General features: G+C 68.7%; 12 protein-coding genes and 1 pseudogene. 8 read left to right on the top strand and 5 right to left on the bottom strand.

The genetic code is table 11. The features are described 5' to 3' along the window. The first annotated feature begins 113 nt into the window (after positions 1-113). From RWE79_RS38530 to RWE79_RS38545, 4 genes are all read left to right on the top strand, one after another. A protein-coding gene (locus RWE79_RS38530) for an IS630 family transposase (protein WP_475938158.1) occupies positions 114-1,177 on the top strand; the annotation gives its coding sequence in 2 pieces (ribosomal slippage) (positions 114-561 and positions 561-1,177; 1,065 coding nt in all). Between the two features lie 125 nt (positions 1,178-1,302). Beyond that, a complete protein-coding gene (locus RWE79_RS38535; RefSeq protein WP_475938094.1) occupies positions 1,303-1,737 on the top strand; it encodes a hypothetical protein in 435 nt (144 codons plus the stop codon). Positions 1,738-2,362: 625 nt separating this feature from the next. After that, complete coding sequence (locus tag RWE79_RS38540; RefSeq protein WP_475945315.1) at positions 2,363-3,364, top strand: ArsR/SmtB family transcription factor; 1,002 nt, start codon at positions 2,363-2,365, stop codon at positions 3,362-3,364. Between the two features lie 264 nt (positions 3,365-3,628). Further along, the gene (locus tag RWE79_RS38545; RefSeq protein ID WP_475946395.1) at positions 3,629-4,231 is read left to right on the top strand and encodes an Lsr2 family DNA-binding protein; all 603 of its coding nucleotides are present in this window, start codon (positions 3,629-3,631) and stop codon (positions 4,229-4,231) included. Between the two features lie 509 nt (positions 4,232-4,740). Here RWE79_RS38545 and RWE79_RS38550 read toward each other — a convergent pair. Further along, a complete protein-coding gene (locus tag RWE79_RS38550; protein ID WP_319090939.1) occupies positions 4,741-5,721 on the bottom strand; it encodes a GlxA family transcriptional regulator in 981 nt (326 codons plus the stop codon). A gap of 128 nt (positions 5,722-5,849) precedes the next feature. Between RWE79_RS38550 and RWE79_RS38555 the strand changes: the two genes are divergently transcribed. The 4 genes and pseudogenes from RWE79_RS38555 to RWE79_RS38570 all read left to right on the top strand — a co-directional run. Then, entirely contained in the window at positions 5,850-6,815 is a 966-nt protein-coding gene (locus tag RWE79_RS38555) for an NADP-dependent oxidoreductase (protein ID WP_475946397.1), read from the top strand. A gap of 30 nt (positions 6,816-6,845) precedes the next feature. Further along, entirely contained in the window at positions 6,846-7,166 is a 321-nt protein-coding gene (locus RWE79_RS38560; protein ID WP_475945318.1) for an NIPSNAP family protein, read from the top strand. Between the two features lie 55 nt (positions 7,167-7,221). Further along, on the top strand, positions 7,222-7,668 hold the full coding sequence (locus RWE79_RS38565) for a GlcG/HbpS family heme-binding protein (RefSeq protein WP_381183769.1): 447 nt from the start codon (positions 7,222-7,224) through the stop codon (positions 7,666-7,668). Positions 7,669-7,812: 144 nt separating this feature from the next. Further along, positions 7,813-7,917: pseudogene (locus RWE79_RS38570) on the top strand (MerR family DNA-binding transcriptional regulator); the annotation flags it as partial. Here the strand turns inward: RWE79_RS38570 and RWE79_RS38575 are convergent. From RWE79_RS38575 to RWE79_RS38590, 4 genes are all read right to left on the bottom strand, one after another. After that, positions 7,904-9,067: an ISAs1 family transposase gene (locus RWE79_RS38575; RefSeq protein ID WP_475945320.1), complete on the bottom strand. Its 1,164-nt coding sequence runs from the start codon at positions 9,065-9,067 to the stop codon at positions 7,904-7,906. The pseudogene RWE79_RS38570 and the gene RWE79_RS38575 sit on opposite strands and share 14 nt — an antisense overlap. 335 nt (positions 9,068-9,402) lie before the next feature. After that, positions 9,403-9,834, bottom strand: a complete 432-nt coding sequence (locus RWE79_RS38580; RefSeq protein ID WP_475945322.1) for a transposase — start codon at positions 9,832-9,834, stop codon at positions 9,403-9,405. Continuing rightward, positions 9,738-10,691, bottom strand: coding sequence for an IS481 family transposase (locus RWE79_RS38585; protein WP_475938463.1), 954 nt, complete (start codon positions 10,689-10,691; stop codon positions 9,738-9,740). The genes RWE79_RS38580 and RWE79_RS38585 overlap by 97 nt, the downstream gene beginning before the upstream one ends. A 347-nt stretch (positions 10,692-11,038) precedes the next feature. After that, on the bottom strand, positions 11,039-12,217 hold the full coding sequence (locus tag RWE79_RS38590) for an IS4 family transposase (protein ID WP_475938055.1): 1,179 nt from the start codon (positions 12,215-12,217) through the stop codon (positions 11,039-11,041). Positions 12,218-12,498: the final 281 nt, after the last annotated feature.

Raw genomic sequence — 12,498 nt, forward strand, 5'->3', positions numbered from 1 at the left:
CCTGCCGCGGCCGGCGCGCAGGTGGCGAATCGGTCCGCTGCTACTGAACTTGATCGGGTGATGTCGGGCTGTTCGCCGGACAGCGTGCAGGTGGGCTCGGTAGCCCTGGTGAGGTGAGATATCCGCAGGGTGGTGGCTTGACCGACGCCGAGAGGGCCGCGCGGGAGCGGGTCCGGGTCCAGGCCGTGGCGTGCTTCGAGGGCAGGGAGAAGAATCGGGAGATTGCTGCCGCGTTGCGGGTCTCGGAGCGGTCGGTGGAACGCTGGCGGCGCCAGTGGCGCGAGGAGGGCCTGGCCGGTGTGGCGTCGAAGGGATCGCCGGGGCGGCCTCGCCTGTCGGAGACGCAGATGGCCAGGCTGGAGCGGGAGTTGGAGCGTGGCCCGCTGGCCCATGGGTGGACCGATCAGCGGTGGACGCTGGCCCGGGTGAAGACGATGATCGGCCGGCTGTTCCACGTCTCGTACACCGTGGAGGGCACGTGGCGGCTGCTGAGGAGGCACGGCTGGTCCTGGCAGCAGCCTGCTCGGCGCGCGATCGAGCGCGATGGCGACGCGGTGGAGCTGTGGAAGCGGGAGGTCTGGCCGCGGGTAAGAGCACCGCGGCGGCGAACAGCGCCTGGGTGGTCTTCGAGGACGAAGCCGGCCAGTCGATGACGCCGCCGCGTGCCAGGACCTGGGGCCGCCAAGGCAGTACCCCAGTTGTCCGCGTGCGTGGACGTGGCTCGGGCCGGGTGTCGATGGCGGGCATGACCTGCTACAAGCCCGGTGAGCGGTCCCGGCTGATCTACGCGATCCGTGAGTACCGGGGCCGCAAGGACGAACCGAAGGGCTTCGGCTGGAAGGACTACCGCGACCTGATTCTCCGCGCCCGCACGCAGTTGGGCGGCCCGATCGTCCTCGTGTGGGACAACCTGCGCATGCATCTGGTCGCGCCGTTGCGGGAGTTCTTCGAGGCCAATGCCGACTGGCTCACCGTCTTCCAGCTGCCGACGTATGCCCCGGACCTGAACCCGCAGGAGGGCATCTGGTCGCTGGTCAAACGCGACATCGGCAACCTTGCCGCTGCGGACCTCAGTCAGATCACCCGCGCCGTGAAACGCAAGCTCAAGATGCTTCAGTACCGGCCGGAGGTCATCGACGGCTGCCTGGCCGGCACGGGCCTGACCCTCAGCAAGTGATCGGCTTCGCGGATGTGGTCCCGTCGGCTTACTGGGTGCTGCCGCTGCCCAGGCGGGTCTTCTCCCTCGCCCGTCGCCTCGGAATTCGATTGCCACCGGCCCATGGAGTGCGCTGATACTTCGGCATGAGCAGAATTGCGCAGGTCATCGTGCTGGCGCCGTACGCGGACGATGTGATGGAGCCACTGACACGGCCGGATGACTCGCGCAGCTGGCGGGGCCACTTCGAGCGGCTGGACATGTTTGTTGACGGGTGGATGATCGAGTTCAACCGCGTGCGTCCGCGGTCAGGTCTGCTGCGGCACTTGGAATCCCTGGCGTGGCCGTATCCGGCGAGCGTGCAGGTGCTGATCCATGACGAGGAAGATGACTGCTTCGGGCTGTGGATGATGCGCGACGGTGTGCTGGTCGAATTGCCGGTCCCGGGCCATAGGCGCCTGCACGGCCCAGCGCCGACAACCGATGAATTTCCGCCCGACCCGGGCCTGCTGTTGCGGACCGAAGCGACCGTGCCCACCGGCTTCTCGACGGACCGTCAGGACAAGCGCCCCGCCTGGTAACCCGAGTCAGCTACTGCAAGTTGATTGATGTCGGCCGACACCCGAGGTCAGGCCGACATCACGAGTTCAAGTTCAATACTCGGCGGAAGGGCACCGCCAACGATCTTGACCCGCCTGGGGCATGCTCATGCCCATGCCCATGCCTATGCCCTGCTCGCCGACGGCCCGGGGACTGAGGGCCGCCCCCTTTCCGTCACCGACGGGTCCTTCGGCTCCCCGTCAGGTGCCGGCGGCCTCGGCGGTCTGCCACTGGGACCCGTGCGCCCCACGCGCCCACGATGTCCCCAGAGGAGTGGGTCGCGTCCCAGCCCCTCCGGCGGCCTGTGCGGGCGCGGCCACCGGAGCCAGGGCCGCGGGGGCGACCGCCGGGGCGAGGGCGTACTTGATCATGGTTTCTTCATTGCTCTCCTTCGATGAGGGACAACCGCCCGGACTGCCGCAACCCTCGGGTTCCTGGCATCCCGCCGCGTGGCACCGGACAGAAGCCCAGAGGCCTTGCCTGCGCGATGAGCCTGTCCCACCCGGGCAGGAAGGGCCGAGGTGTTTCAACCTGGCTTGAATCACGGGCTGATGGAAAAATCATGGGCGATCACCAGGCATGGCTCGATCGAGCACGGGGGAAGCAGTGGTCTACCGAATACATTTCACCGCCGAGGACCTGGCCCGGACCCGGGTGGCCGAGTCGCCGAGGCCGATGCTGGAACTCACCAACGCGGTACGGGTCCTGCAGGACCGGAATCAGCCGGTGCGCTACGACGTATGGCGACGGCGGTCCTTTGCCCGGTTACCGCAGGAAGCGCGCCTGGCCGTCGATCTGATCCCGCTGCGCGGATGGACACCGGACTTCCTGGCCCGCGCGCAACCGGGCAGCCCAGAGGATCTGCTGGAACAGATCCGCTCGACCTCACCGAAAGAGATCCGTCAGACCCTGGCAGCCCTCGCGGAACACCGGACACTGCCGCCCTGGACCCGGCGGCTGGACGATGACCCACTCGTGCTGCAGCAGTTGGCCGACAGCATGCAGGTCCTCCACACGACGGCCATGGCGCCGTACTGGCCCCACGTGGTGACCACCCTTGCCGCCGACCGTGCCGTCCGGATACGCGAGCTCCTCCATGGTGGCGTCGAGCGCCTGCTGACCGGGTTGTACCCGCCGCGTATCCGCTGGACACCGCCGACGCTGGAAGTCGCCATGGCCTCGGGCACGCAAGGCGATCTGCGACTGGAGGGCCGCGGGCTGCTGCTGGTGCCCTCACTGTTCGGATCGGAGTCACCGGTCATCGACCCCGATGCCGAGCCCCAGCCCTTCCTGACCTACCCCGCCAACACCGGTGCGCCCCCCACCCCCCTGACCCCCTTCCCCGCAGAGTCCGCGGCCGCAAGCGCCCCCGCGGCTCTCACCGCGCTGCTGGGCCGGACCCGCGCCGCAGTCCTCCAGGCCATCGCCACCCATCCCGGATGCAACACGGCCGAACTCGCCGCTGTGCTGGGCATCGGCTCCTCCGGCGCCAGCCAACACGCCACCGTCCTACGACAGGCCGGACTGGTCACCACCCTCCGGCACCGCAACAGCGCGGTGCACACCCCCACCAGCACCGGCCTCAGCCTCCTCATGCGGCACAATTGAAGACCGCCGAAGGCCCCACCAAGGGGTTGCCACCCTGCGAAGGCGGCGGCAGAAGCACCGCGACGCTTTCGCCACCACGCGGAGGCTGGCCCACACCGCTCCGCCAGCCGGGTGACTCCGGTCAGGGTCGATGCCGGCAGGCAACCTGATGTCGGATCATGTCTGGTGGCGCTGGGGCGCCAGGGCGTCGTCCCCAGCGGCGGGCTCCTTCTCGGTCTCACGGACATCGAGCGCGTCCACCTCCACAAGATGGCCATGGAGGAGATGGAACCGTCCAGAGACCCTGAATACCCGTCCTGGCGCAGGGAGTGGGTGCCGATCGTTTCGGAGAGCGACGGCTTCTTCGGAAAGTTCGTGAACACGCGCACCGGAACCGTGGGGACTTGGACCAAGGGGTCGTTCCCCGAAGACGGCGAATATGCCTCGTTGTTCGCCTTCTTCCAGGATGTAGCGGATCAGCTGGAAGGAGTTTCCTCGGGTGACTGGAGCGGGCCTGCCAGGGCCCGTAGGCTGAATCCCCGCCCGGAGGACGAGCCCGTACGTCGCTGGGCCCGTGCGAACGGTTATCTAGTAAATGACCGCGGACGTATCCCTGCACCATCCGTGAGGCTTATGAAGCATCACTGTGAGCTGATACCTCCGACTGGTCACAGCCATTCGTTGATCGCGGCAACGAGGACGGTGGCCTCGAAGCGGCAGGCCACTGCCCGGTTCCGCTTCAGCCGGTTGATGCCGTACTCGATCAGGGCTCCGTCAAGTTCCGTGATTGCGTGGAGAGTTGGCGATCGGCCGATAGGGGTGGATAGTAGAGCAGGCACGGGGGTTCGTGATCATTGCGGTGTCGACCTCGATTCTTCCAAGGGCTGACGGCGGCGTCGTGAGCGGCTGGTCGCCCGATATGTCCCGTGCCGTGTCGGGACTGGCCGTCGCGTGACGCTGCGGGGCGTCGGGTTCCACGGGCCCGAGGGTGGTGCGATGCTCTCCTCTGCGGTGCCGTCGGGGCGGTGGCCGACCGCCAGGTGAGGGCCGGCAGTTGGGTGGCCCGCTGCCAGGCGGCGGTGAATGTGATATCCACCACAAGATCATGACCGAGGCGGCTACTCGGCGTCATCGCCGACTACGGGCCAGAGCCGAAGACCGTACAGACCCACGGTGTAGCCCGTGGGCGCGATCGCCAGACCGTCTTCCAGCGTGTCGTTGCAGTACTCGGCGAGGCACCGCCGCCTACGCGGTCCATGTCATCGACGATGTCCTCGGTAACCCGGTACATGATGTCCGGGACTTTGCCCTTGAAGTGGTGGTAGAGGGCAGCAGGAGCCACTCGACGCGCCGGGTGATGGGTGGGGCGTTGTCGCAGCCCTGACCCGGCTGGGTGGTCACCGTGCCGTCATCGGCTCCGGTGCGCTGTGAGCGCGACGGTAGGCCAGTGGTGACAGGCCCAGGTACGTGTGGAACTGCTTGCGCAGGGCGACGGGATCGCCGAAGCCGCAGACGGTGGCGATCCGTGCGACGGTCAGGTCGGTGGACTCCAGCAGCAGGCGCGCGTGCGCCAACCGCCGCTGCGCCAGCCACTTCAGCGGGCTGCTGCCCACCTCACTGCGGAACCGTCGGGTGAAGGTGCGCATGCTCATGTGCGCGTGCCGGGCCATGTCCTCCAGTGTGACCGGCTCGGCCAGCCGGTCCAGCGCCCACTGCCGGGTCGCCGAAGTGGAACGGTCGGTGTCCTGCGGAACCGGGTGCTCGATGAACTGGGCCTGCCCGCCCTCGCGCCACGGCGCCACGACGCAGCGCCGCGCGGCGGCCGAGGCCACCGCCGCCCCGTGGTCCAGACGGACCAGGTGCAGGCACAGGTCGATGCCGGCCGCTCCGCCGGCGGACGTCAGGATGCGTCCGTTGTCGACGAACAATACGTCCGGATCGACCTCGACGTCGGGGAACCGCCGCGCCAGCGCGTCACACAGCCCCCAGTGCGTGGTGGCCCGCTGACCGTCCAGCAGACCGGCCGCCGCGAGCAGGAAGGCCGAGGTGCACAGGCTGACGATGCGGGTTTGCGGCCCTATCCGGTCCAGCGCCGCGGCGAGTTCCTCGGGGAGCGCGCCGGTCGCGAGCAGCTGCTCGCTGGGCTCCTGCGTGGCGAGAACGACGGTGTCCGCGGTCTCCAGCACCGACTCGTCGTGGTCGACGACGATCCGGTAGTCCTCGTGCGTGCGCACCGGTCGGCCGCCGAGGGAACAGGTGCTGACGGAGTACAGACGGGTCCCATCCGGTTCACAGGCCTCGTTGAACACCCGGGCCGGGATGCCCAGGTCCAGCGGCAGGACTCCGTCGAGGGCGAGAACGACAACACGATGCGTCATGGCCGGAATGGTACGACAGATGTCCTCCCGGCCACTCACCCGCCTCTGCGGGCACACGCCACTGTTTCTTGTGCCGGGACCGCGGTCCCGGCACAAGAAAGCGTGAGACGGACATGAGCGAGGACAACATGAGCGAGCAGACCATGCGGGCAGTCACCATCAGCGAGTTCGGCGGAGCGGAGGTGCTGACCGTCGAGGAGGTCGCGCGCCCCGAGCCGCTGCCGACCGAGGTGCTGGTACGGGTGCACGCCGCCGGGATCAACCCGGTGGACTGGAAGACCCGCGAGGGCCAGGGCATGGCGGGGCTGCAGACGCTCCCGCTGACCCTGGGCTGGGACGTGTCCGGTGTCGTCGAGGAGGTCGGCTTCGGCGTCACCACCCTGAAGGTCGGCGACGAGGTCTACGGCATGCCGTGGTTCCCGCGCGCCGCCGGCGGCTACGCCGAGTACGTGACCGCCCCGGCCCGCCAGTGGGCCCGCAAGCCGGCCGCCCTCGACCACATGCACGCGGCCGCCGTGCCGCTGGCGGCGCTGACCGCCTGGCAGACCGTGGTCGACACCGCCCACCTCCAGGCCGACCAGCGCGTCCTGATCACGGCCGCCGCCGGCGGGGTGGGCCACTTCGCGGTCCAGTTCGCCCGGCACCTGGGCGCCCACGTGATCGCCACCGCCAGCGCCGCACGCCACCCCTGGCTCAAGGAACTCGGCGCCGACGAGACCATCGACTACACCACCACCCACTTCGAGGACGTCGTCAAGGACGTCGACGTCGTCATCGACCTGGTGGGCGACGCCCACGACCAGACCAGCACCCGCTCGCTGAAGGTCCTGCGCCCGGGCGGCCTGCTGGTCGCCGTCCCGGCCGGTGTCTCCCCGGAACTGGCCCAGGCCGCCGAGGCAGCCGGCGTGCGCCTCACTGCGTACCTGGTCGAGCCGGACGGTACCGCGCTGACCACGATCGCCGGCCTGATCGACGCCGGTGAGGTCGCCGTCGAGGTGGAGGAGACCTTCCCGCTGGAGCAGGTCGGCACGGCCCACGCCCACGTCGAGGCCGGCCGCACCCGCGGCAAGGTCGTCCTCACCGTGACCGACTGACCTTCCCTGCAAGCAGTTAGGAGCAGCACCGTGTACTACGAGATCCGCCGCTACCAGGCGCAGCCCGGGCGCCGCGAGGAGTGGGTGCGCTACATGGAGGATGTGGTCATCCCGTTCCAGGCCTCGCTGGGCATGGACGTGTCCGCCTCCTTCGTCGACGCCGAGGACGAGGACGGCTACGTGTGGATCCGCCGGTTCGAGGACGAGGCCCAGAGCGAGGCCCTGTACACAGCCGTGTACGAGCACGACCGCTGGAAGAACGAGATCGGCCCGGTCGTCTACGGCCTGCTGATCTCCGAGAAGTCCGTCGTCACCCGCGTGGTCCCCACCCCGGCCTCACCCCTGCGGTGACCTGGCTTGCGGCCCCTCCACCCGACGCGCACAGCACAGCAATAAAGGAACATTCATGAGCACCGTCACAGTCCAGAAGTCGGCCCCCGCCTCGTCAATCACCCAGGCCGCCGCCGGCGCACTCATCGCGGCAGTACACACCGCCGCTGCCCGGATCGGCTTCACGGCGGCCGTCGCCGTCACCGACCAGGGCGGACATCTGAAGGCGTTCGATCGGGCCGACGACGCGCCCTTCCTCACCGCCGAGGTCGCCGTCGACAAGGCCTGGACCGCGATCTCCTTCCGCATCCCCACCCATACGTGGAACGACTTGCTCGTCAACCCGCAAATCGCGCCGCTGGGCGGCCACCCTCGTGTGCTGGCCGTCGGCGGCGGCTACCCGATCATCGAGAACGGCCGGTACATCGGGGGGCTGGGGATCTCCGGCGGCGACTACGAGCAGGACCAGCAGGCCGCCGAGGAGGCCCTGGCCGCTCTCGGGTTCGACCCGCCCGGTCACTGACCGACCACCGGTGTGTCGGCCTGTGGCTTGGCTGACTGGCGCCGACCAAGCCACAGACCGACACATGGTCGCAACGCTAACTTTCACATTGGACGTGAATGTCAAGTCCCTTGGGCCGGGAAGGCCTGGTGAGGAGGCAGTGATATGCGGATCGGAGAGCTCGCGAGCGCAACCGGGGTCAGCACCCGCTCCTTGCGGTACTACGAGGAGCAGGGACTATTGCCCGCCCAACGCCTCACCAACGGCTACTGATGCCCAGGATGGCGAGTGATCGTTCGGGGTCGTGGCGGATGGCTCGAGTGGTCTTGGCGATGTTGTCGGCTCCGAGGATCTTCAGGGCGCCGATGGCGAGGTTGCGGATGGTGGCCATGGCGCGGGGTGCGGTGCCGGCGTGAATGGTCGAGGCATCCTCGGCAAACGTGACATCTCTGATGTAGTGGGAGGAATTTTCGATTCCCCAGTGCCCGCGAATGGCGGCGGCGAGGTCGGCGGGGCGGGTTTGATGGGCGGCGAGGCTGGTGACCGCGTAGACGTTCTCGCGGGTTTCGGGCCGACCGGTGGGCTTGCGACGGCGGTGGACCCGGAGGGCGAGGCGGGCGTGGGGGAAAGCGATGCCGCCGAGGTTGTCGGCGATAGCGCAGGTCTTGATCGAGCGGGACTCGCGGCGGCCGTGGGCGGTGGCGGAGGCGGTGTGCTGGACCTTGATCGACGTCCAGGGCAGGGCGGCGAGCTGGGCGTAGGCGGTGGGCTGGTTGGTCTTGATGACGGCGATGTAGTGGGCCTTCTTCGTCTCGACCAGCCAGGTGATGTTGGCCTTCACCGAGTGGAGGGCATCGAAGGTGACGACGGTGTCGGCGAGGTCGAGTGGCGCCAGCAGGGGCTTGAAGTGGCGCACTTCGTTGGTCTTCGCACCGACTTCGACCTGGGCAATCGTGGCGACGCGGTCGTGGGTGACCGCCGAGAGCAGATAACGGCGCGGCGCGGCCAGACGGGCTGAGCCCTTGAGGGCCTTGCCGTCCACGGCGATGACCTGCCGCGATCGGGCCTCGGGCACTTCCTCGGACGCGGTGACGCGGTGCTGGTCGGCCAGGTCCAGGGCGTCGCCGTCAAGTGCCTGAAGGACGCGTCCGAGAGTGACCGGCTTGGGGCTGCGCCGCCAGCCGAGCAGGTGATGGCGTACCCCGAGGGATGCCAGCAGCGAGTTCGTGGCCCGCTCGCCGAACTCGGCGAGCTCGTCGATGCTCTTCGCGCCGCAGACGGCCGCGCAGGCACACACCAGCAAGATCGCCGTCAGCGGGTACCACCGGCCCCGGCGTGAGCGCGGATCCGGAACCGATTCGAGGTAGGGACGCAGGTCAGCGATCCGGTCCGCATCCAGCGGCCCCAGTTTCTCCAGCACGGCAGGGATAGGGGAAGATGCAACAGCAGGCACGGGACGTCCTCGTGATCATCTGGCTTCGACACCACAATGATCACGATCCCCCGTGCCTGCTCTGCTATCCGCCCCTACCGGCTGATCGCCAACTTTCCACGCAATCACGGAACTTGACGGAGCCCTGGTACTCGATCGCGTGCCGGGCCTTGTAGCCGTAGCCTTCACGGTCGAAGGCCGGAGGTCGCCCGCCGGCCGCTCCTCGGCGTCTGCGGTGGCCGGCCTGGTCGGCCCGTTCCGGGATTGTGCAGCGGATACCACGCCGCCGTAGATGCGCACGGTTCGCGCGTGACGAATACGCCTTATCGCCCCGCACCCGCGCCACTCGGCGGTTCCTTCTGGGCCTGCCCGTCGCGACGGGCGCCAGTGTCATGCTGATGGGCCCGGCAGATCGTCGAGTCGACGTTGACCTCCCAGGTGATCAGCCCAGCCGCATCCGCTCGGGATCGCAGCCCGGTCAGCACCACCGACCAGACACCGTCGCGCGGCCAGCAGCGGAAGAGCCCGTAAACCGTCTGCCACGGACCGTATTCCGCCGGTAGACCCCGCCACGGGGCACCAGTTCCCACCCGCCAGCGGATTCCGTCGACAGTCTCCGTCGGCACACCGCCGGCCTGCCCCAGTTCCAACACGCGCCCTAGGTGTATTGCCCTGAGAGGTTGGGGACGCGGCTGGCGGGTGGTTGGCCTTTCAGCGCGGTGTGTCCGCGGTGGTGATTGTAGGTGTGCAGCCACCCGGGGAACGCCTCGCGGCGTTCGGTCTCCGAGCGGTAGGGGCGGGCGTAGGCCCATTCGTCGAGCAGGGTGCGGTTGAAGCGTTCGACCTTGCCGTTGGTCTGTGGCCGGTAGGGCCGGGTGCGTTTGTGGGTGATCTGGGCTGCTGCCAGCAGGTCGCGCCAGTCGCGTGAGCGGTAGCAGGAGCCGTTGTCGGTCAGGACCCGCTCGACGGTGATCCCGGCCTGGGCGAAGAACGCGTGGGCGCGGGTCCAGAAGCCGGTGGCGGTCTCCTTCTTCTCGTCCGAGAGGATCTCGCTGTAGGCGAGGCGGGAGTGGTCGTCGACGGCGGTGTGGAGGTAGCTGTAGCCGGCGTTCTTGCGGTTCTTGCGGCCGGCCTGGCGGCCCAGGACCTTGTGTCCGCCGCCGTCGGGGATGTTGCCGAGCTTCTTGATGTCGACGTGCACGAGTTCGCCGGGCCGCTCGCGTTCGTAGCGGCGTATGACACGGCCGGTGGCCCGGTCCAGGTGGGTGAGGCGGGCCAGGCCGTAGCGGGTCAGGACGCGGTGCACGGTCGAGGGCACCAGGTGCAGCAGGTGTGCGATGCGGGCCGGGCCCCAGCGGCGCAGGATGCGGACCTTGATGATCCGGCGTTCGATGCGGGTCGGGGTGCGGCGCGGGCTCGTGTGCGGGCGGGAGGACAGATCCCGCATCCCGGCCTCGCCGAGTCGCCGGTAGCGGTCGGCCCAGCGCTGCGCGGTGGTGGGCGAGACCTGGAAGCGTTCGGCGGCCCGGCGCAGGGGCCAGCCGTCCTCGACCACGCAGCGGGCCAGGCGCAGGCGTCCGGTCTCGGTCAGGGGTGCATTACGGTGGGACACGAGGGCCTTTCTGTTGGTGTAGACGTCGCAATCCACACCGAACCGGAAGGCCCTCACCCATTTCAAGATCCCCCAACCGAGATCCTGCTCACCGTCCACAACCTCCCGGGACAGAACACCTAGGCCCAATGCCGTTGCGTTACGGGCTTGCGGGCTGGGGTCTTGTGATGAGGACCGCTTGAGGTCCGGTGCGGGTCGGCTGTGGCCAGGAACGGTGTTCAGTTCGCTTGAGGCGGTAGTTGGACATCTTGCGTTTCACCACGCGGGGCTGGCTGCGGAGGCGTCTGACGGGCAGGAGCCGTTCCAGGAGGTCCTGCTCGAGCATCACCAGTGCTCTGACCAGGAGGTCAGGGGGAAAAACTGCCCGGCGTGACGGTCACGCTGCGCCGGGCAGAGCGCAGCGTTTCGGTGAAGGAGACCCGGTCAGGGTCCAGGCCACGGGTGGCAGCCGTTCTCAGCATGAGTTCCCGCAGAGCGTGGTGGACCAGCAGGTGTGCCCAGATCTGCTGGTGAACACCGTCGGGTGTTTTACTGCTGAGCACGACGCGTGCGCCACGCTGATGGGTTTTGATCTCGGCGAAGACGGACTCGATCTCCCAGCGTTCGCGGTAGAGCGCGGCCAGCTGCCGGGCAGGATACCGTCGGGCGTCCAGCAGGCTGGTGACCAGGCGATAGTCGTCGGTCTCACCCTCACCGGCCCGGTCCTTGAGCCGGTAGGCCAGGACACGGACCACAACCGGCTCCTTGCGGGCCGGGCCGCCGCTCGCTCTGATGTGTGAGAGCCATGACCCGTCGCGGAACTGTTTGGTGACGGGCAGGACGCGGTTGGCGGGCACCCGCCACAGCAGGTCGGCGCCGGTGGCGGTGAACGCCTGCCACAACGGGACGCCAAGGAACCCACGGTCGGCCAGGACCAGCTGACCTGGGCCGGTCGAACGCGGCAGGCGGCCTACCAGAGTGACTTCCCCGGTGCGGCAGCCGGCCAGTTCCGCGTCCAGCACCGCATGGCTGCCGATCTCCACCAGAGCTGCCATCCGCACTTGCGGAAACGCGCTCCTGCCCGACCCGCGGCCACTGCCCGGACGTCCGAAGGCAGTCTCGTTGGCTTCACTGTCCGCGACGTCCCAGCACGTGCCGTCGACGGCGAGCAGCCGCAAGCCCCGCCAGAACGCGCCGGGCGTCGCCTCGGTCGCCATCGGCTTCGCGGTCGTGGCGAACAGCACCCGCAGCGGCTCGGAGCCCAGCCGCTGCCGGGCCCTGAACAGCGAGGACTTCGCCGGAACACGCCAGTTGCCCAGCAGCCCCGAGCCCCGCAAGCCCTCGACGAGATGGCGCATCACTTCCAGATACGGGGCAGGTGAGAACAGGGCCAACGCCAGCACGAAGTACACCACCAGCCGCGCGGGAAGCAGCCGCTGACGTCGCTCGGCACGGCCGCACGCCGTCACCACCCGGTCCACCAAGCCTGGCGGATACACCCAGGTCAACAGGCCGAGACCCGATAAGTCAGACACACTCGCAGCCATCCGAACCACCCCCGGGACGAACTGCCAAGCACAGTACGCCTACAGCAAAGGCAACGGCATTGGGCCTAAGGGCTGTCCCGTGATCCCCGGTGGATCGGCGCGCGGCGTCCGATGCGGTGCATCGCAAGGCGGTGGGGGCACCCCCGGCGGTAGCTGGGAGAGGTCGTCCTCATACCGGGTGTGTCCGGGAGATCCGGCAACGCGGCGAGGCGCCGTAGTCCCCCTGCCCGGCCGAAGGCTGGGGGAGTGCCCCCGCTCGGTCGTGCGGCCGCCGGGGATTA

The sequence above is a fragment of the Streptomyces sp. RLA131 genome, from assembly GCF_056270125.1.

What these genes read in the sequence shown, in the direction of transcription:
- RWE79_RS38535 (WP_475938094.1), top strand. Translation starts at nt 1,303, where the DNA reads ATGAGCAGAATTGCGCAGGTCATCGTGCTGGCGCCGTACGCGGACGAT.
- RWE79_RS38545 (WP_475946395.1), top strand. Translation starts at nt 3,629, where the DNA reads ATGGAACCGTCCAGAGACCCTGAATACCCGTCCTGGCGCAGGGAGTGG.
- RWE79_RS38550 (WP_319090939.1), bottom strand. Translation starts at nt 5,721, where the DNA reads ATGACGCATCGTGTTGTCGTTCTCGCCCTCGACGGAGTCCTGCCGCTG.
- RWE79_RS38555 (WP_475946397.1), top strand. Translation starts at nt 5,850, where the DNA reads ATGAGCGAGCAGACCATGCGGGCAGTCACCATCAGCGAGTTCGGCGGA.
- RWE79_RS38565 (WP_381183769.1), top strand. Translation starts at nt 7,222, where the DNA reads ATGAGCACCGTCACAGTCCAGAAGTCGGCCCCCGCCTCGTCAATCACC.
- RWE79_RS38590 (WP_475938055.1), bottom strand. Translation starts at nt 12,217, where the DNA reads ATGGCTGCGAGTGTGTCTGACTTATCGGGTCTCGGCCTGTTGACCTGG.